The sequence below is a fragment of the Streptomyces sp. NPDC006925 genome, assembly GCF_042869575.1.
In the GTDB taxonomy this organism is placed as follows: Bacteria; Actinomycetota; Actinomycetes; order Streptomycetales; family Streptomycetaceae; genus Streptomyces.
Genome location: NZ_JBIAGB010000004.1, coordinates 367033 through 384203, shown reverse-complemented (window position 1 = coordinate 384203; position 17171 = coordinate 367033). Strand labels below are relative to the sequence as shown.

Here is a 17171-nt window from a genome sequence, read left to right as displayed (position 1 = left end):
CGCCCGGCGCGGTGAGGCGGGGTTGCACCGGTGGCGCCGCGGCGGGCCGCGGCGGACACGACGCTTTGACTTGAAGTGAAGTTCAAGTAACAGGATGGGGGTCTCGCAGCCAGCGAGAGTCCCCAGCCGGAAGGCATCGCCATGCACGCCGTCGTCCTGCACACCTTCGGCCCCGCCGAGAACCTCCACCACGAGACGCTGCCCGACCCCGAACCCGGGCCCGGCCAGGTCCGGATCGCCGTCCGCGCGGCCGGAGTCCACGCCATCGAGACCGTCCTGCGCGCCGGAGTGACCGAGGGCCTCGTACCGCCGCTCCCCGAGCTGCCCGCCGTGTTCGGCGGCGAGGTCTCCGGGCGTGTCGACGCGGTCGGCCCCGACGTCGCACCCGAGTGGCTGGGCCGCGACGTGGTCACCGCGAAGGGTTCCCCCGGCGGCTACGCGGAGCTCGCCGTCGCGGACCTCGCCGAGGTGCTGGAGCGCCCCGCCGGGCTCGACCACGAGGCCGCGGTCGCCGCGATCGTCACCGGCGGGACGACCGTGGCGGTGCTCGCCCGGGCCGATCTGGACGAGGGCGACGTGGTGCTGGTCAACTCGGCGGCGGGCGGCATGGGACGGCTGCTGGTCCAGCACGCCCACGCGCTCGGCGCCGTGGTGATCGGCGCCGCCGGAGGCCCGGAGAAGACCGCGGCCGTCCGGGAACTCGGCGCGGACCTGGCCGTCGACTACACCCGCCCCGACTGGCAGCAGACGGTCGCCGACTGGCTGGCCGGGCCGGGCGCCTGCCGCTCCGTCACCGCGGTCCTGGACGGAGTCGGGGGCGAGCAGGCCCGCACCGCCTTCGGCCTGCTCGGCGCCGGCGGCCGCTTCGTGACCTACGGCGCGATCTCCGGTGCCGAGTTCACCCCGGCCGCCGAAGAACTGGCCGCCCGCGGCGTCACCCACGTCGACGCCCTCCGGAGCATGCTCGCCCACCCCGAGCGCATCGCGGACCACCGGGCCGAGGCGCTCCGCCGCACCGCCGCAGGCGACTTCACCCACACCACCCACCCCTTCCCGCTCGCCGAGGCCGCCCGCGCCCACAAGGCCCTGGAACAGCGCGAGACCACGGGCAAGGTCGTCCTGATCCCCTAGCGGTGCCCCGACGACGGGGAGGCCGGGGCACCGCGGCGTCCCCGGGCGGACGGTTCCGGGGGCCGGCTCCGGCGTGCGGTGCCGACCGCGTGGGGGCACGCATTCGGCGGGGGAATCCGGGCACAGTTGGGGGAGAGCAAGGAACGACGAGCAGTCCGAGGAGCCCCCCATGCCCACGGTGCCGGTGGTGCGCAGCCTGCGCAGGGTGGTGCGGCCCCGCGTGCCGCGCCCCGTGGTGGACCTCTCCCACCCGGTGCGCTCCCCGCTGGGCACCTCCGTGGTGAGTTGTGTGGCCTACGACCGCGAGGGCACGCGGCTGATGGCGGAGTGCGGTGTCGCGGAGGCGCTGGCCTGCGTCCGCAAGGGCGGCGCCGCCGACGACAGGGACGACGGCGACGGCGGCGGCACGGGTGACGGCGGCTTCGTGTGGATCGGGCTGCACGAACCGGGAGAAGCCGAGTTCGAGGGCATCACCGAGCTGTTCGGGCTGCACCCGCTCGCGGTGGAGAACGCGCTCGAACCCCATCAGCGGCCGAAGGCGGAGTGGTACGGCGGCGAGATGATGTACGCCGTCTTCAAGACGGTCAGCTATGTGGAGCACGAGAAGGTCTCCACCACCAGCGAGGTGGTGGACACCGGCGAGATCGTCGTCTTCACCGGCGCCGACTTCGTGATCACCGTCCGGCACGGCCGGCACGGCTCCCTCGGCCCGCTCCGCGAGGAGTTGGAGTCCGACCCGGAGCGGCTGGCGCAGGGCCCGGCCGCGGTGCTGCACGCGATCGCCGACCGGGTCGTGGACGACTATCTGCTGGTCGCCGACGAGGTGCAGACCGACATCGACGAGCTGGAGAGCCAGGTCTTCGCCTCCGAGGCGCCCTTCGGGGGCAGCGGCAGCGGGGGCGGCTCCGGCACCAGCCGGGTCTACCAGATCAAGCGCGAACTGCTGGAGCTCAAGCGCGCCACCCTGCCGCTGGCCCGGCCGCTGGAGCTGCTCTCCGACCGCCCCAACCGGCTCATCGACCCCGAGATACGCAAGTACTTCCGGGACGTCGCCGACCACCTCGCCCGGGTCACCGAGCAGATCGCCTCCTTCGACGCGCTGCTCGACTCGATCCTCCAGGCCCATCTGGCGCAGGTCTCCACCGCCCAGAACGAGGGCATGCGCAAGATCAGCGCCTGGGTCGCCATCGTCGCCGTCCCCACGATGGTCTGCGGCATATACGGGATGAACTTCGACCGCATGCCGGAGCTGCACTGGCGCCTGGGCTATCCGCTGGTCCTCGCCGTCATCGCCGTGACCTGCGTGGCCATGTACCGCGCGTTCCGCAGGAACGGCTGGCTGTGAACCGCGGGGCACACCCGCCCGCGAACCGCGGGGCACCGCAGCCGGTTCGGTGATTCCGAACCCCGGACCGGGGTGTCTGCTCCCTCGTGGGCCGCCTCGGGGCTCCGTAGCGTCGCAGCCATGATGAACGTGGACGACGAGACGTACGGGCGCGCGGGCGGCGCAGCCGGAGGCGGTCCCCCCGCAGCCCTCGCCCTGACAGGCGTGACCCGGCGCTACGGCCGACGCGGCGCGGCCGTGGACGCGCTGCGCGGTGTCGAGGTGGAGCTGCCACGGGGCAGCTTCACGGCGGTGATGGGGCCCTCGGGTTCGGGCAAGAGCACCCTGCTGCAGTGCGCCGTCGGCCTGGACCGGCCGACGCGCGGCAGCGTGCGGCTCGGCGGCCAGGAACTGACCCGGATGGGCCGCCGGGCCCTCACCCGGCTGCGCCGGGAGCGGATCGGCTTCGTCTTCCAGTCCTTCAACCTGCTCCCGGCGCTGACGGCGGAGCAGAACGTGGGGCTGCCGCTGCGGCTGGCGGGCACCGGTAGCCGCCGGGCTCGCCTGCTGGCCCGGGAGGCGCTGGGCCGGGTGGGCCTCGCCGAAAGCGCCGGGCGTCGCCCGGCGGAGCTCTCCGGCGGCCAGCAGCAGCGTGTCGCACTGGCCCGCGCGCTGGTGACCGCACCGGAGATCGTGTGCGCCGACGAACCCACCGGCGCCCTCGACCCCGCGACGGCGGAGGAGATGCTGGGTCTGCTGCGCGGGTCGGTGGACATGCTGGGCGCCACGGTGCTGATGGTCACCCACGACCCCGCGGCGGCCGCGCACGCCGACCGGGTGCTGTTCCTGGCCGACGGGATGCTGGTGGACACGTACGTGTGTGCGCGCAGCGCGGACGGTGCGGACAGTGCGGGGGACGGGAGCGGGGTCGGTGCCCGCACCGGTGCGGCCGCGCACATCGCCCGGCGGATGCGCACGTTGGCCGGACGGCCCCGATCCGGTCCGGGTACCGGCCCCGGCCCCGGTTTCGCGGCCCCGGCGGACGGCGGCCGCGACGCGGCGGGCAGGGCCGCATGACCACCGGACTCGCCCGGGCCTCGGTGCGGGCCCGACCCACCGCCTTCGCCGGAGTCTTCTCGGTGCTGGTCCTCTCCGCGGCGGTCGTCACCGCCTCGGTCGCGATGCTGCGGACGGCAGGACCGCTGCCGGCCGGGCCGCAGCGCGAGGCGGTCACGGCCATGGGAGCCGGCTTCACCGTGGTGACGTGCTACCTCTCCGTCTTCGTCATCGCGCAGGTCATGGCCCTGACCGTGGCCGCGCGGGCGCGGGAGAACGCGGTGCTGCGGGCCGTGGGGGCGCTGCCGTGGCAGATCCGGCGGGCGGTCGCCTCCGAGGCGCTGTGCACCGCGCTGCCCGCGCTGCCCGTCGGGTACGGGCTCGGCTGCGTGCTGGCGTACGGCTGGCGGGACGGGATGGCCGCCCACGGCCTGCTGCCCTCCGGGGTCCCGCTCGCCGTCGGATGGCCGCCCGCCCTGGCGGCGGGGGGCGTGCTGCTGGTCACCTCGCAGCTCGGCGGCCTGCTGGCCGCGCACCGTGCCGCACGGGCCCGCCCCGCCGATGCACTCGGTGAGGCGGCGGGTGCCCGCTCCCTCAGGTCGTCCGGACGGCTTCGGCTTCCCGGGCTGACGCTCGTCGGCGCCGTACGGGGGCTCGGCGCGGTGCTGGCCGTGTCCGGCGCCGTGGCCCTGACGGCGGTCACCGCGGCGGGACCGCGCGAGGAGGTGGGGGAGCATCTGCCGCTGGTTCTGCTGGCCTACCTGGTGGGGGTGGGCTGCGCCGGGCCCGCGATCGGCAGGGCGGTCGCCCGGCTGCTGGCCGTGCCGATGCGGCTGCTGACCGCGCCGCGCGCGCTGGGTGGCGGTGCGGCGGCCGAACTGGCCTTCGCGCAGGCGCGGGCCGCCGCCCGGCGGCTGTCGGCCGCTGTCACACCGGTCGCGCTGGTCGTGGCGTTCTCGCTGGTCAAGTTGGCAGCGCTGGCCGCGGTCGCGGAGCCCTCGTGGATCGACCTGTTCGCGACGGCCCTCTATGCCGCGTTCGCGGCGTGCGCCGCCGCCAACACCATGGTGCTGCTCAGCGCCGAACGGCGGCACGAGGTCGCGCTGCTGCGCGCGATCGGCGCCGCCCCCGGCCAGGTGGCGCGGATGCGGGTGGTGGAGGCGCTGACCGTCGCCTGCGCGGGCTTCGGTGCGGGCGCCGCTGTCGCCCTCGCCGTGACCCTCCCGCTGGGCGACGCCGCGGGGGCCTCCCTCTCCGCGCTGCCGCCGACCGGTTGGGCCGCGGCGGCGGGGGGCGTACTCGTCCTGGCGCTCGCCGCGACGCTGGCACCGCTGCCGGGGCAGCTGCGGCGGGCTCCCGGATGAGGCCGCAGCACGGGGGCGGGCCCGGGCCCGGACGGGCGGCGGCGGATGATGATTTCCCGCACCCAACGCAGCAGCTTCCCGACGGAGACCCCGCTCCGACGGAGCCCCCGCTCCGACGGAGACCCCGCTCCGACGGAGACCCCGCCCCGACGGAGACCCCGCCCCGCCAGAGGTCCCGCCCCGACGGAGAACCCAGCCGACAGCCGACAGCCGACAGCCGACAGCCGACAGCCGACCGAGAACCGAACGCCCATGCCCCGAGCCCTTGCCCTCATCGGCCTGCCCGCTACGCGTCCGGCGTGCCGCGCCGCGGTGTACGCGGCGGCGGCCCTCGCCCCCGCGATGCTGGGCGTGCCGGCCCTGGCGCTGCTCGCCGTCGGCGGCGCGCTGTGCGTGACCCGGATCGGACTGCCCTTCCTCTCCCTCGTGCTGACGGTCGTGCAGCGGCTGGCGGCTGTCCACCGGGGGCTGGTACGCGGACTGCTCGGCCAAGAGGTGCCCGCACCCCCGGCGCCCCGCCCGCTGCGTGCCGCCCACGACGCGGCGGCGTGGCGGTGCGCGGCCTTCGTCGCGCTCGACGTACCCCTCGGGGTGCTCCTCTTCGCCGTCCAACTGCCCCTGCGGCTGTACGGACTGGCGCTGCTGTCGTATCCGCTGTGGTTCCGTGCGGTCCGGCAGAACGGGCACCGTGGCCTCGAACTCACCGGCACCTTCCCGCTCGACAGCGCGTCCCGGGCCCTGGCCGTGGCCGCCGCGGGGCTGTTGCTGCTCGTGGCGGCCGACTGGGCGGGGCGCAGACTGGCCGCCCTCGTCCGGCTGCTGGCACGCACCCTCCTCGGCCCGCCGTCCCGCGCGCTCGCCGATCGGGTGCACGACCTGGAGGAGACCCGCGCCCTGGCCGTACGGGACTCCGCCGCCACCCTCCGCCGGATCGAACGCGATCTGCACGACGGGGCGCAGGCCCGGCTGATCTCCCTGGCGATGGCGCTCACCCGGGCGGCCGAGGCGCTCCGCGCGCCCGAACCGTCGGCGGCGGACACCGCCAAGGCCCGCGACCTGGTGGAGCAGTCCCTCGACTCGGCCCGCACGGCGCTGGGCGAGCTGCGCGACCTGGTGCGCGGCATCCATCCGCCCGTCCTCGACAACGGCCTCGCGCCCGCTCTCGCCTCGCTCCGCTCCGACATCGAGTCCCCGGCGCTGCGCGTGGAGTTGCGGGCCGAGCTGTCGAGTGCGCCGCGCCCGCCGGAGGCGGTGGAGACCATCGCGTACTTCTGCGCGGCCGAACTGCTGGCCAACGCGGTCCGGCACGCGGGTGCGCACCGCGTCGGGGTCGCCGTGCGGGTCGAGCCGGAGGCCACCGGGGGCGGGGACGTCCTGGTGCTGGAGGTCGAGGACGACGGGCGGGGCGGGGCGGCGCCGGCCCCGCCCCGGCCGGGCGGTCCGTCGGGGCTGCGGGGGTTGGCCGAGCGGGTACGCACCGTGGACGGCACACTGTCCCTCGACAGCCCGTCCGGCGGTCCGACCAGAGCGCTGGTCCGGCTGCCGTTCGCCGCAGCACGGGGGGAGACGACCAGGTGACGAACCGGGCAGGTCCGGCACTCCGGCTGGTGATCGCCGAGGACGCGGTCGTGGTGCGGGAGGGGTTGGTGGGCCTGCTCACCGACCGGGGGCTGGAGGTGGCCGCCGCGGTGGGCGACCCCGCGGCCCTGCTGGCGGCCGTGGACCGCACCCGCCCGGACGCCGTGGTGGCCGACATCCGGATGCCGCCCACGCAGCGTGACGAGGGGCTGCGCGCGGCCGCGGAGCTGCGCCGTCGGCATCCCCGGCTGGGCATCCTGCTGTTCTCGCAGTACATCGAGACCAGCTACGCGCACACGCTGCTCGCGGACGGCCCGGCGGGCATCGGGTATCTCCTCAAGGACCGGGTGCTGGACGTCGACGACTTCGTCGAGGCACTCCACCGGGTGGTGGACGGCGGTACCGCGCTCGACCCGGATGTCGTCTCCCGGCTGCTGGGCGCCCGTCCCGCGCTGGACGCGCTGACCCCGCGCGAGCACGAGACCCTCTCCCACATGGCCGCCGGGCTCACCAACGCGGCCATCGGCGCGCGGATGGGGATCTCGCAGCGGGCGGTCGAGAAGCACACGGCCACGATCTTCGAGAAGCTGGACATTCCGCGGACGACCGCCGCCCACCGCCGGGTCCGGGCGGTGCTCCGCTTTCTGGAAGGCCGGGAGGGCGCCCCGCGGTGAGGGGCGCCCTCCCGGGCGGGTACCGGCGGGGCGCTAGAGCACCAGCGACAGCAGCAGCAACAGCACCAGTCCGACGACGGAGATGATCGTCTCCATCACCGACCAGGACTTCAGGGTCTGCCCGACGTTCATCCCGAAGTACTCCTTGACCAGCCAGAACCCGGCGTCGTTGACGTGGCTGAAGAAGAGCGAGCCGGCGCCGACCGCGAGCACGACCAGTGCGGTCTGGGGCGTGGACATGTCGGCGGTGAGGGGGCCGACGAGCCCGGCCGCCGAGACGGTGGCCACGGTCGCGGAACCGGTCGCCAGTCGGATGCAGACGGCGATGAGCCAGCCGAGCAGCAGTGCCGGGATCGACCAGTCCTCGGACAGGTCCAGGATCATCTGCCCGATGCCGACGTCCACCAGGGTCTGCTTGAAGCCGCCGCCCGCGCCGACGATCAGCAGGATGCCCGCGATCGGACCGAGCGAGCTCGCCACGGTGGAGGACATCCGGTCCTTGGTGAAGCCCGCGGGGCGTCCCAGGGTGAACATCGCGACCAGTACCGCCACCAGGAGCGCCGTCATCGGATCGCCGATCACGTCCATGACCCGCTGCACGGTGTCCTCGGGGTCGTCGACGACGATGTCGGCGAGCGCCTTGGCGAGCATCAGCACGACGGGCAGCAGCACCGTGGCCAGCGTGCCGCCGAAGCCGGGCCGCCGGTCCAGTTCGGCGTCGGCCCGCTCGGGCACGACTCCTTCGGGTGGTGTGGTCTCGACCCAGCGTGCGGCCACCTTGCCGAACAGCGGACCGGCCACGATCAGGGTGGGGATGCCGACGACGAGGCCGAGGGCCAGCGTCACGCCCAGGTTGGCGTCCATCGCGTCGATGGCGACGAGCGGGCCGGGGTGCGGGGGCACCAGCCCGTGCATCACCGACAGTCCGGCGAGCGCGGGGATGCCGACGCGCATCACCGAGTAGTTGCCGCGCTTGGCCACCAGCAGCACCACCGGGATCAGCAGTACCAGCCCGACCTCGAAGAACATCGGCAGCCCGACGATGCCCGCGATCAGCGCCATCGCCCACGGGATGCTGCGCCTGCTCGCCCTGGCCAGGATCGTGTCCACGATCTGGTCGGCACCGCCGGAGTCGGCGAGCAGTTTGCCGAGGATGGCGCCCAGCGCGATGAGCACGCCGACGCCGGAGACGGTGTCCCCCAGGCCGGTGCTGAAGCTGGCTATCACCTTGTCGAGCGGCGCGGCGGCCGCGGCGCCCAGCGCGAGGGTGCCGACGGTCAGCGCCAGGAAGGCGTGCAGCTTGAACCGGGTGATGAGGACGACGATGACGGCGATGCCGACGAGGGCGGCGATCCCCAACTGGACGTTGCCGGCGGAGGTGATGGGGTCCGGTTGCTGCGACCCCGCGGCCAGCATCTCGGCACTGAGATGGCGCACGGCTCTACCTTCTTCGTGGGTGGTGATGTGTGGCGGGAGCGGATCGGGAACGGGTCAGGGGTTGCTGACCAACTGGTCGGTATGAGCGGGGGAGAGGCGGCCCAGCGCCGCCAGGGCGTGCCGGGTGACCGCGCGGGGTCCCGGCGCGACGTCGACGGCGGCGCCCGGCTCGTCCGGTGCCAGTGGTTCGAGCGTGGCGAACTGCGAGTCCAGGAGCGTGACGGGCATGAAGTGGTCCGACCGCCCGGCCATCCGCTCGGCGATCAGCGCGCGGTCGCCGGTCAGATGCAGGAAGACGACATGGGGTGCCGCAGCGCGCAGCCGGTCGCGGTAGCCGCGCTTGAGCGCCGAGCAGCTCACGACCCCGCCGCGCGCCTGGTGGCGGTGCGCCCAGGCGCCGATGGCGTCGAGCCAGGGTGCCCGGTCGGCGTCGTCGAGCGGGGTCCCGGCGGACATCTTGGCGACGTTCGCGGGCGGGTGGAAGGCGTCGGCCTCGGCGTAGGGCACGTCGAGGGCTTCGGCGAGCAGGCGTCCCACGGTGGTCTTGCCGGTGCCCGCCACTCCCATGACGACGATCACGGCGCCGGCGGCGGGGTGCACCGCCGGGTCGGCCGTCGGGCCGACCGGCCCCTCGACCGGCTCCACCGCCGGTCCGGGTGCCGCGTCGGCCACCGGGTCGAGCCCCGTGTCCTGCTCGGGCCTTGTGCTGCGCACCGCTCTCACCGTCCTCGTCGACCTTGCTCGGCGCGCAGGACACTCAACCCCATAGGTCACATGTATTCAATAGCTGGAAGCGATGTAGTCATACTTATTCGCCGTGACGAGAAGCACGTAGGCTGAGCGTCCCGGGTGCTCGCCGAGTGCGCGGGGAGGGGTGGAGAACAAGTCGGGAGAGGCATGACCAGCCAGGACGACGGCGCCGACCGGGAGAACGGCCCGGTGGGCCCGCACCGCGGGGACGGCGGGGACGGTGCGGACGGCCCGGACCCCGTGGACTCGGACGGTGCCGCGGGTGCGGACGGTGCGAAGCGCGGTCGGGGGGTGCGTCGCGAGCGCGGGCTGCACGCGCGGATGCTCGCCTCGCTCGGCCCGGCGATCACGGCCGGTGAGTACCCGCCCGGCACGGTGCTGCTCACCGAGGAACTGGCCGCCCGCTACGAGGTCTCCCGCACGGTGGCGCGGGAGGCGGTGCGGGTGCTGGAGTCCATGCACCTGGTCGAGTCGCGCCGCAGGGTCGGGGTCACGGTGCTGCCGACCGAGCAGTGGAACGTCTACGACCCGCAGGTGATCACCTGGCGGCTGGCCGGTGCCGACCAGGGGCGCCAGTTGCGCTCCCTCACGGTGCTGCGGTCCGCCGTCGAGCCGGTCGCGGCCCGCCTCGCCGCGGAGCAGGCCACTCCGGAGGAGTGCGCCGCGCTGACCGAGCACGCGCTGGGCATGGTCGCCACCTCGCGCGGGCGGCAGCTCGACAACTACCTGGTGCACGACATCGCCTTCCACCGCGCCGTGCTGCGGGCCTCCCGCAACGAGATGTTCGCGCGGCTCGGCGACGTCGTCGCGGCCGTCCTCACCGGCCGGACCCGGCACGAGGTGATGTTCAGCGACCCCCGTCAGGAGGCCGTCACCCTGCACGTCCAGGTCGCGGAGGCCGTCCGGGAGCGGGACGGCGCCCGCGCGGAGCGCGTGATGCGCACCATCACCGAGGACGCGATGGCGGAGCTGGACGTGCTGGCGCCCTGACCGCCCGCTCGCCGGGGCCCGTCCCCGGTGCCGGTCCTGGTCCCGGCCCCTGTCCCCCGCCGCCGGTCCGGGCCCGGCCGTCCCGCCGGACCGCGGGATGCGGGCATCCTGTCGCCTCCGGGCATCGTCGGGCGCGTGTGCGGCGTCCGTCTCGGTGACGGCGATCGGTGCGTTCCCCGGGGTGGTCCGGCCGCCGCCCACTGGTTAAGCTCACACAGAAGTTCTCTTGCGGATATCTTCATAGAAGCAGAGAAATCGGGAGGGGTTGGCTGCGATGGCCGACGACGACGCGTCCACCGACGCACACCTGGTCTTCCGCCAGTACCTGGACGCGGTCGGGCTGCACGGCATGGCGGGTGCCGAAGCGGTGGGACTGCAGGCCACCGAGTGGTACGCGCTGAGCGTGATCTCCGTGGAGGGTCCGCTCACCCCCGGCGAACTGGCCGTCCGCACCGGGCTGACCACGGGCGCCACCACTCGGCTGATCGACCGCCTCGAAAGCGCCGGATACGTCCGCCGCGCTGCGGACCCGGCCGACCGCCGCCGCCTGCGGGTCGAGCCCGCCGCCGACTCCTTCCCCGCGCTGGAGGAGACCGCCGCGCCCGCCCACCGCCGCATCACCGAGCTGCTGGAGGGCTACACACCCGAGCAGCGGGCCCTCCTCTTCGACTACTTCAGCCGCGCGGCGCCCGCCTACCGCGCCGCGGCCGAGGAGGTCCGCGCCGCCGCCACCCCGCCGCATCGCCGCCCCGGCCGCAAGCCGTCCTCGGCGCGCTGACCCGCCACCCCGGGACTACCGGCCCTCCGACCGGCCCCCTCCACAGCGCGCCCGACGGCGCCGGAGCCGACGATGGCCCCATGGCCCAGCCCTCCGACGAGCCGCCCGACCCGGCGACCGACGAGCCGTCCGGCGCCCCGTCCGGCGACGGCTCCGGCCGCCGGACGCTGTGGTCCGGCCACGGGTGGCCGCTGCTGGGCCCGGTGACCGCGGCCCTGTTCCTGGCCTACTTCCTGGTGCCCGAGCACACCCTGGGCCCGGAGCGGCCGGTACTGAGCTGGACCGTGTTCGGCATCGGACTGACGGCCATCGCCGTGCTGCTGGTCAAACACATGCGCGACGCCCTCTTCGACCGGCCCGGCACCGTCGTCGCACTGGTCTCGCTGATGTGCCTGTCCGTGCTGCTGTTCTCCTCCGCGTACTTCGTGATGTCCCATCACCCCGGCGAGTTCACCGGCCTGCGCACCCGGCTGGACGCGCTGTACTTCGCGCTGCTGACGCTCGCCACCCTCAGCTACGGCGACATCACCCCGCACGGCCAGTCCGTGCGGCTCATCATCCTGCTCCAGATCGTCTACACGCTGGTCTTCCTCACCGCCGCCGCAACCTCGCTGACCGGAAAACTGCGCCGCAACGCCGCGAGCCGGCCGCCCCGCGGCCGGGACCGGAAGCGGGGCCCGGACTGAGTCAGCCGCCCGCGTCCAGCGCGTCCAGCGCGTCCAGCACCGCGAGATCGTCCCGCAGCCACTGCGGGGCCTGGGGAGCCGCCGCGTACTCCCGCGCGTGCGGCAGACACGCCTCGACGGCCCGGCCCGGTCCCGAGTTCGCGTGCACGAGCGCCACCACCACGGTCTCCGCGCGCCGCTCCCCGCACGGCAGGCAGTACCCGGCACCGACCACGCCGCTCACCGGGCGGCCTCCCCGTCCGCGAGGGCCGCCCGCAGCCGCAGCGGGTCCGTCAGCCCGCGCCCGTCCGCGCCGCCGTAGGGCACGGCCCAGTACGGACCGGGCGGCTCCGTCCGCGTCCGCGCCGGAACGGGCAGCCAGCAGGCGACCGACAGCCGCACCACCTCGCCCTCCCGGGCTGGGAGGCCGCCGCCCCCGGGCGGGACCAGCCAGTACAGCCACGACCGGTGCGGGTCCCCGATCACGGCCCCGCACGCCTCCCCCAGCGTGCGGACGACCCCCCACCCCCGCGCGTACGGCACCCGCACCGCGTCCCACCACACCCCCACGGGCAGCAGCGCGAACGGCGCGTGGACCGGCGGGGACCAGGAGGTGTCGGGCTCTGCGGTGGCGCGGAGGTGCGAGTTGGGCGTCATGGGTGCCGTCCCGGGCTCGTGAGGGCGCGGCACCCCGTGTGCTGGTGCCGCCGTACGCGCGACGAACGTACGGTCGCGCCACGGGGGTCACCAGTGACGCCGTGTGCCGGTTCCGGGCCCGACTGTGACGTGCCGTCCTACTCGTCCAGATGCAGCCGGTCGGCGAGTTCCGCCAGCGGAGAGGTGCGGCGGCGCTCGCGGGAGTGGAGGTCGGCCACGAGGCGGCGGGCCGTGCCGTGGTAGCGCATCCACTCGGGTGCGTCCTGCTCCGCGGTGAGCAGCGCGCGGGTGGCTGCTTCGTCCCGGTCGAGCCCCGCGTGGGCGAGGGCGCGGTCCACGTGGAAGCGCGCGCGCCACGTCGGTGGGAGGGAGGCGAGGTCGGGGACGGTGCGCGCGGTGCCCAGCGCGTCGGCGCAGCGGTCCATCTCCACCTGGAAGTTCACCTTCGCCACGGCGGTGTTGGTGGGGCCGAAGGGAGTCGCGTAGTCGAGCCGGTCGCTGCCGATACCGGCCGCCGCCGCGGTCGCCATGCGCAGCAGTTCGTCCACCCGGTCGTAGTGGCGTTCGCCCTGCCGCACCGCGGCAGTCGCCGCACGCAGCAGCAGGATGCCCCACAGGGACAGATCGAGGGGCTGGGAGCGGAACGTCGGCTCGATGCGGGCCGCCTCGGTGTGCGCCACGTGCTCGGCGTCCTCCAACCGCCCCTGTTTGGTCAGGACCCAGGCGAGAGTCGCCGCGCCGATCGCCTCCAGATGCGGATCGCCCGCCCGCCGGGCCGCGTCCGCGGCGCGCTCCATGGCGGTGAACGCGGCGTCCGGGTTGCCGAGCGCCGTCAGGGTGGTCGCCGCGACCTGGTACGCCTCGGCGAGCACTGCGTACGCCGCCGTGCGGTCCCGGTCGCTGCCCTCGTACGCGCGCACGGCCGCCCGCGCATCCCTGATCAACTGCGGCAGCACCGTGCCCACTTCGCCCATCCGGCCCGCGCGCCGGGTGCCCTCGGTGGCGCGGAGGGAGGCGCGCAGCGCCCCGGCGGTCGGTGGCTCCTCCGGGTCCTCCAGGTCCGGTTCCGCGCCGTCGCCGAGCAGGTCGGCCACCGGCGACACCGCCCGCCGCAGCGCCAGGACCGACGGCGCGCTCCCGTCCGGCCGGGCCTCGAACGTGACCGGCGTTCCGACCAGCACCGACACATCGACATCCAGCGCCCGCGCCAGTTGGTTGAGCGTCGCCATGCGCGCTGTCCGGCGTCTGTTCTGCTCCAGCTTGCGGATGATGTCGACGCAGACCCCGGCCGACTCCGCCAGCCGCTCCTGGGTCAGGCCGCGGCGGGTTCTCAGCCGCCCGAGCCGGTCACCGATGCTGGTCTCGAACCCCTCGTGCATCGCGCACCCCCACACGTGGACACCTCCACGCTACCCGCGCGGAGGGCGCCGCGCCGCCCCGTTCCCCCGCGGCCGTCCCGAAGGGCACTGCCGCTCCCCGCCGGGGTGTCGGTCCCGCGTGCGAGGATGCGAAGCGGCCTAGCGAGCGATCGCGCACGGGTGGATGGCCGTCCGAAGCCACCGAGTCAGGGACTGGGGCACTGACGATGCGTACCGTGACCATCACCGGAAGCCGTACGGCGGGACACCACGACACCGCCCACTATGCGCAGCTCTTCACGGCGTACCTGGCGCCGTTCGCAGCCGACGCGCACTTCTACCTCGGCGGCGGCCGCGGCATCGACAGCCTGGCGCTCAGATGGCTGGCGGAGGAGACCGACGCCTGGCTCACCGTCGCCGTGCCCGGCACCCTGGACCAGCAGCCGCCGGAGGCCCGAAACGCCGTCAACCGCACCTGGGAGCGCATCGCGGAGATCGTCGAGCTGGCCGCCGACCCGCTGGACGACGCCGCCTACCTGGCCCGGAACCGGTGGATGGTCGACCGCTCGGCCATGGTGATCGGCTTCCCGGTCGGCACCAGCACCCAGTCGGGCACCTGGCAGACCCTCGACTACGCCTCTCAGCAGGGGAAGGCCCGGCTCGTCGTCCCCACGTGATGACCTGACCCGTGCGTGTTCTGACCCGTGCTCGTCAAGTTGTGCGGTTGCGGACGGGAGACGGGGGCACTCGGGCCGCGGAGGTGAACGATTGTGGGTCCTTTGCTCCTCGTCCTGCTGCTCGCGCTGATTCTGTTCGGCGCGGGGTTCGCGCTGAAGGCGCTGTGGTGGATCGCGGTGATCGTGCTGGTCGTCTGGCTGCTCGGCTTCCTCGTCCGGCCGTCGGTCGGCGGGCGGCGCGGTCGCTGGTACCGCTGGTAGCCGGCCCGGCCGCACCCCTTCGGCGCACTGCTGCCGGGGGCACCGCCCCCGCCGGTCCCACCCCGTTTCGGGGATGGGACCGGCGGGGGACCACGTGTGTCCGGAAGCAGCCGGGGGCGGCAGAAGCGCATCCAGCGTGCCCTCGGGCCGTATGGTCGCAAACATGGACACAACCGCCCTCCTCACGGACGCCTTCACCCGGCTGAACGGCGAGGTCCACGCGGCGCTCAGCGGGATCCGCAAGAAGAACCTCAACGAGCCGCCCGACCCTGGGGGCAACAGCGTCTGCTGGCTGATCTGGCACCTCACCCGGGTGCAGGACGACCACCTCGCCGACGCCGCGGGTACGGAACAGGTCTGGCACGCACAGGGGTTCGAGGATCGTTTCGGGCTGCCCCTCCCGGCCGACGACACCGGATTCGGCCACACGCCCGAGGAGGTGGCCGCCGTCCGGGTGGATTCGCCGAGACCGCTGCTGGACTACCACGACGCGGTCCACGAGGAGACTCTCGGCTATCTGGGCACTCTCGGTTCCCGATCCCTCGACCGCATCGTGGACGAGGCGTGGGATCCGCCGGTCTCGCTCGGGGTACGTCTCGTCAGCGTCCTCGGCGACACCCTGCAGCACGTCGGTCAGGCGGCCTTCCTGCGCGGCGTGCTGGAACGCCGCTGAGCCGCACCCGCAGCCGCACCCTCCCCAAAAAAACCGTGGATGCCGCATCCCGCAGCCTCGCCCCACCAGCCCGCACCAGCCCGCACCAGCCGCAAGAGCCGACGAGAGGCGCGCCCCGTGATCCCCCAGCGCACCGCCACCAGCTCGACCCTCACCCTGCACGTCAACGACATCGCGCACACCGTGACCGTCGACCACCGGACCACCGTCCTCGACGTACTGCGCGAACAGCTCGACCTCACCGGCAGCAAGAAGGGCTGCGACCACGGCCAGTGCGGCGCCTGCACGGTGCTGCTGGAGGGGCGCCGCGCCAACAGTTGCCTGCTGCTCGCGGTGGCGCACGACGGCGCGCACCTGACCACCGTCGAGGGGCTCGGCGACGCCGAGGACCCGCATCCGCTGCAGCGCGCGTTCGAGGAGCGGGACGCCTTCCAGTGCGGCTACTGCACGCCGGGCCAGATCGTCTCCGGGGTCGGCATGCTGTGCGAGGCCGCCGAGGGGCACCCCTCGCACGCCACTCCCGGCGAGGTGCTGCAGCAGTCCACCGGGGAGCCGGCCGAACTGAGCCGCGCGGAGATCCGGGAGCGGATGAGCGGCAACCTCTGCCGGTGCGGCGCCTACCCGCACATCGTGGCGGCCCTGGAGGACGCGAGCGGCCGCGTCGGTCCGCGCTCCGGCACCGCGCACCCCGCCCCCGGCCCCGCATCCGACCGCGACTCGGACCGCGACTCCGCCTCCGACGCCGCACCGGCGAGGTGACCCGCACCATGAAACCCTTCACCTTCGAACGCGCCACCAGCCCCGAGCAGGCCGTCTCCGCCTTCGCCGCGCAACCGCACGCGTACTTCCTGGCGGGTGGCACCAACCTCGTCGACCTGATGAAACTCGGCGTGGAGGCCCCCGGGCACCTCATCGACGTCTCGCGGCTGGCCCTGGACACCGTCGAGACCGCGCCCGGCGGCGGCCTGCGGGTGGGCGCCAACGTCCGCAACAGCGACCTGGCCGCGCATCCCGCCGTCCGCAGCGACTACCCGGCGCTGTCCCAGGCGCTGCTGGCCGGCGCCTCCGGGCAGCTCCGCAACCTGGCCACCACCGGCGGCAACCTCCTGCAACGCACCCGCTGCCCCTACTTCCAGGACCTCTCGGCGCCCTGCAACAAGCGCGAGCCCGGCTCGGGCTGCTCCGCCCGCGAGGGCGCCACCAGGGACATGGCGGTACTCGGCCACTCCGAGCACTGCGTGGCCACCCACCCCTCCGACATGGCCGTCGCGCTGGCCGCCTACGACGCGGAGGTCGAACTGCTCGGCCCCGAGGGGACCAGGACGGTACCGGCCGCCGCGTTCCACCGGCTGCCGGGCGACACCCCGGAGCGGGACACCGTGCTCAGGCCCGGCGAACTCGTCGCGCACCTCACCCTGCCCGCACCGCCCGCCGGGGCCCGCGCGGGCTACCGCAAGGCCCGCGACCGCGCCTCCTACGCCTTCGCGCTGGCCTCGGCCGCCGCCGTCCTCGCACTCGACGAGGACGGGACCGTGCGGCACGCCGCGCTCGCGTTCGGCGCGCTGGCACACCGGCCGTGGCGGGCCCGCACCGCCGAGGAGGTGCTGGTCGGGACCCGCGCCGACGCGGACACCTTCGCCCGTGCCGTGGACGCCGAGCTGGCCGCGGCCGAGCCGCTGGCGGACAACGCCTTCAAGGTGCCGCTGGCCCGCGGCGTGGCGGTACGGCTGCTGACCGGCCTTGCCGAGCCCCCGCAGCCCGCCGCGAACCGCCCTTCAGGGGCCTGAGGATCCGAGGA

19 protein-coding genes are annotated in these 17171 nt (G+C 74.6%); 14 read left to right on the top strand and 5 right to left on the bottom strand.

From position 1 onward, the window contains the following. Window positions 1-141: 141 nt before the first annotated feature. From ACFYNS_RS09335 to ACFYNS_RS09310, 6 genes are all read left to right on the top strand, one after another. Window positions 142-1131, top strand: a complete 990-nt coding sequence (locus tag ACFYNS_RS09335) for a zinc-binding dehydrogenase (protein WP_388601819.1) — start codon at window positions 142-144, stop codon at window positions 1129-1131. Between the two features lie 169 nt (window positions 1132-1300). Continuing rightward, on the top strand, window positions 1301-2476 hold the full coding sequence (locus tag ACFYNS_RS09330; protein ID WP_360289925.1) for a magnesium and cobalt transport protein CorA: 1176 nt from the start codon (window positions 1301-1303) through the stop codon (window positions 2474-2476). Between the two features lie 120 nt (window positions 2477-2596). Then, window positions 2597-3532, top strand: a complete 936-nt coding sequence (locus ACFYNS_RS09325) for an ABC transporter ATP-binding protein (RefSeq protein WP_388601816.1) — start codon at window positions 2597-2599, stop codon at window positions 3530-3532. After that, a complete protein-coding gene (locus tag ACFYNS_RS09320; RefSeq protein ID WP_360289927.1) occupies window positions 3529-4875 on the top strand; it encodes an FtsX-like permease family protein in 1347 nt (448 codons plus the stop codon). The genes ACFYNS_RS09325 and ACFYNS_RS09320 overlap by 4 nt, the downstream gene beginning before the upstream one ends. A gap of 252 nt (window positions 4876-5127) precedes the next feature. Further along, window positions 5128-6453, top strand: a complete 1326-nt coding sequence (locus tag ACFYNS_RS09315; protein ID WP_388601813.1) for a sensor domain-containing protein — start codon at window positions 5128-5130, stop codon at window positions 6451-6453. Next, a complete protein-coding gene (locus ACFYNS_RS09310; RefSeq protein WP_360289931.1) occupies window positions 6450-7127 on the top strand; it encodes a response regulator transcription factor in 678 nt (225 codons plus the stop codon). Before ACFYNS_RS09315 ends, ACFYNS_RS09310 begins: the two co-directional genes overlap by 4 nt. A 33-nt stretch (window positions 7128-7160) precedes the next feature. On the opposite strand, the gene ACFYNS_RS09305 is transcribed toward ACFYNS_RS09310, so the two are convergent. Both ACFYNS_RS09305 and ACFYNS_RS09300 read right to left on the bottom strand, forming a co-directional pair. After that, a complete protein-coding gene (locus tag ACFYNS_RS09305) occupies window positions 7161-8564 on the bottom strand; it encodes a gluconate:H+ symporter (protein ID WP_360289933.1) in 1404 nt (467 codons plus the stop codon). Window positions 8565-8618: 54 nt separating this feature from the next. Beyond that, on the bottom strand, window positions 8619-9131 hold the full coding sequence (locus ACFYNS_RS09300; RefSeq protein ID WP_388601855.1) for a gluconokinase: 513 nt from the start codon (window positions 9129-9131) through the stop codon (window positions 8619-8621). Between the two features lie 504 nt (window positions 9132-9635). Here ACFYNS_RS09300 and ACFYNS_RS09295 point away from each other — a divergent pair. The 3 genes from ACFYNS_RS09295 to ACFYNS_RS09285 all read left to right on the top strand — a co-directional run bounded on the left by ACFYNS_RS09295 (window position 9636) and on the right by ACFYNS_RS09285 (window position 11768). Then, the gene (locus ACFYNS_RS09295; RefSeq protein ID WP_360290027.1) at window positions 9636-10304 is read left to right on the top strand and encodes an FCD domain-containing protein; all 669 of its coding nucleotides are present in this window, start codon (window positions 9636-9638) and stop codon (window positions 10302-10304) included. Window positions 10305-10578: 274 nt separating this feature from the next. Beyond that, the gene (locus ACFYNS_RS09290) at window positions 10579-11082 is read left to right on the top strand and encodes a MarR family transcriptional regulator (RefSeq protein ID WP_360289935.1); all 504 of its coding nucleotides are present in this window, start codon (window positions 10579-10581) and stop codon (window positions 11080-11082) included. Between the two features lie 80 nt (window positions 11083-11162). After that, the gene (locus ACFYNS_RS09285) at window positions 11163-11768 is read left to right on the top strand and encodes a potassium channel family protein (protein WP_388601809.1); all 606 of its coding nucleotides are present in this window, start codon (window positions 11163-11165) and stop codon (window positions 11766-11768) included. Between the two features lies 1 nt (window position 11769). On the opposite strand, the gene ACFYNS_RS09280 is transcribed toward ACFYNS_RS09285, so the two are convergent. The 3 genes from ACFYNS_RS09280 to ACFYNS_RS09270 all read right to left on the bottom strand — a co-directional run bounded on the left by ACFYNS_RS09280 (window position 11770) and on the right by ACFYNS_RS09270 (window position 13783). Next, window positions 11770-11991, bottom strand: coding sequence for a hypothetical protein (locus tag ACFYNS_RS09280; protein WP_388601807.1), 222 nt, complete (start codon window positions 11989-11991; stop codon window positions 11770-11772). Further along, window positions 11988-12404 carry a hypothetical protein gene (locus ACFYNS_RS09275; protein WP_360289939.1) on the bottom strand — a complete coding sequence of 139 codons (417 nt, stop codon included), beginning with the start codon at window positions 12402-12404 and terminating at the stop codon, window positions 11988-11990. Before ACFYNS_RS09275 ends, ACFYNS_RS09280 begins: the two co-directional genes overlap by 4 nt. A gap of 137 nt (window positions 12405-12541) precedes the next feature. Continuing rightward, window positions 12542-13783: a helix-turn-helix domain-containing protein gene (locus ACFYNS_RS09270; protein WP_388601804.1), complete on the bottom strand. Its 1242-nt coding sequence runs from the start codon at window positions 13781-13783 to the stop codon at window positions 12542-12544. A 206-nt stretch (window positions 13784-13989) separates the two neighbouring features. Here ACFYNS_RS09270 and ACFYNS_RS09265 point away from each other — a divergent pair, with 206 nt between their 5' ends. The 5 genes from ACFYNS_RS09265 (at window position 13990) to ACFYNS_RS09245 (ending at window position 17160) form a co-directional block, all read left to right on the top strand. After that, entirely contained in the window at window positions 13990-14439 is a 450-nt protein-coding gene (locus ACFYNS_RS09265) for a hypothetical protein (RefSeq protein ID WP_360289943.1), read from the top strand. A gap of 93 nt (window positions 14440-14532) precedes the next feature. Then, window positions 14533-14700 (top strand): DUF5670 family protein, encoded by a 168-nt coding sequence (locus ACFYNS_RS09260; protein ID WP_026004365.1) that lies wholly within the window; start codon window positions 14533-14535, stop codon window positions 14698-14700. 163 nt (window positions 14701-14863) lie between these two features. Next, on the top strand, window positions 14864-15373 hold the full coding sequence (locus tag ACFYNS_RS09255) for a DUF664 domain-containing protein (RefSeq protein WP_388601801.1): 510 nt from the start codon (window positions 14864-14866) through the stop codon (window positions 15371-15373). 39 nt (window positions 15374-15412) lie between these two features. Next, complete coding sequence (locus tag ACFYNS_RS09250) at window positions 15413-16132, top strand: (2Fe-2S)-binding protein (RefSeq protein ID WP_388601799.1); 720 nt, start codon at window positions 15413-15415, stop codon at window positions 16130-16132. 8 nt (window positions 16133-16140) lie between these two features. Next, the gene (locus tag ACFYNS_RS09245) at window positions 16141-17160 is read left to right on the top strand and encodes an FAD binding domain-containing protein (protein WP_388601797.1); all 1020 of its coding nucleotides are present in this window, start codon (window positions 16141-16143) and stop codon (window positions 17158-17160) included. Window positions 17161-17171 lie beyond the last annotated feature (11 nt).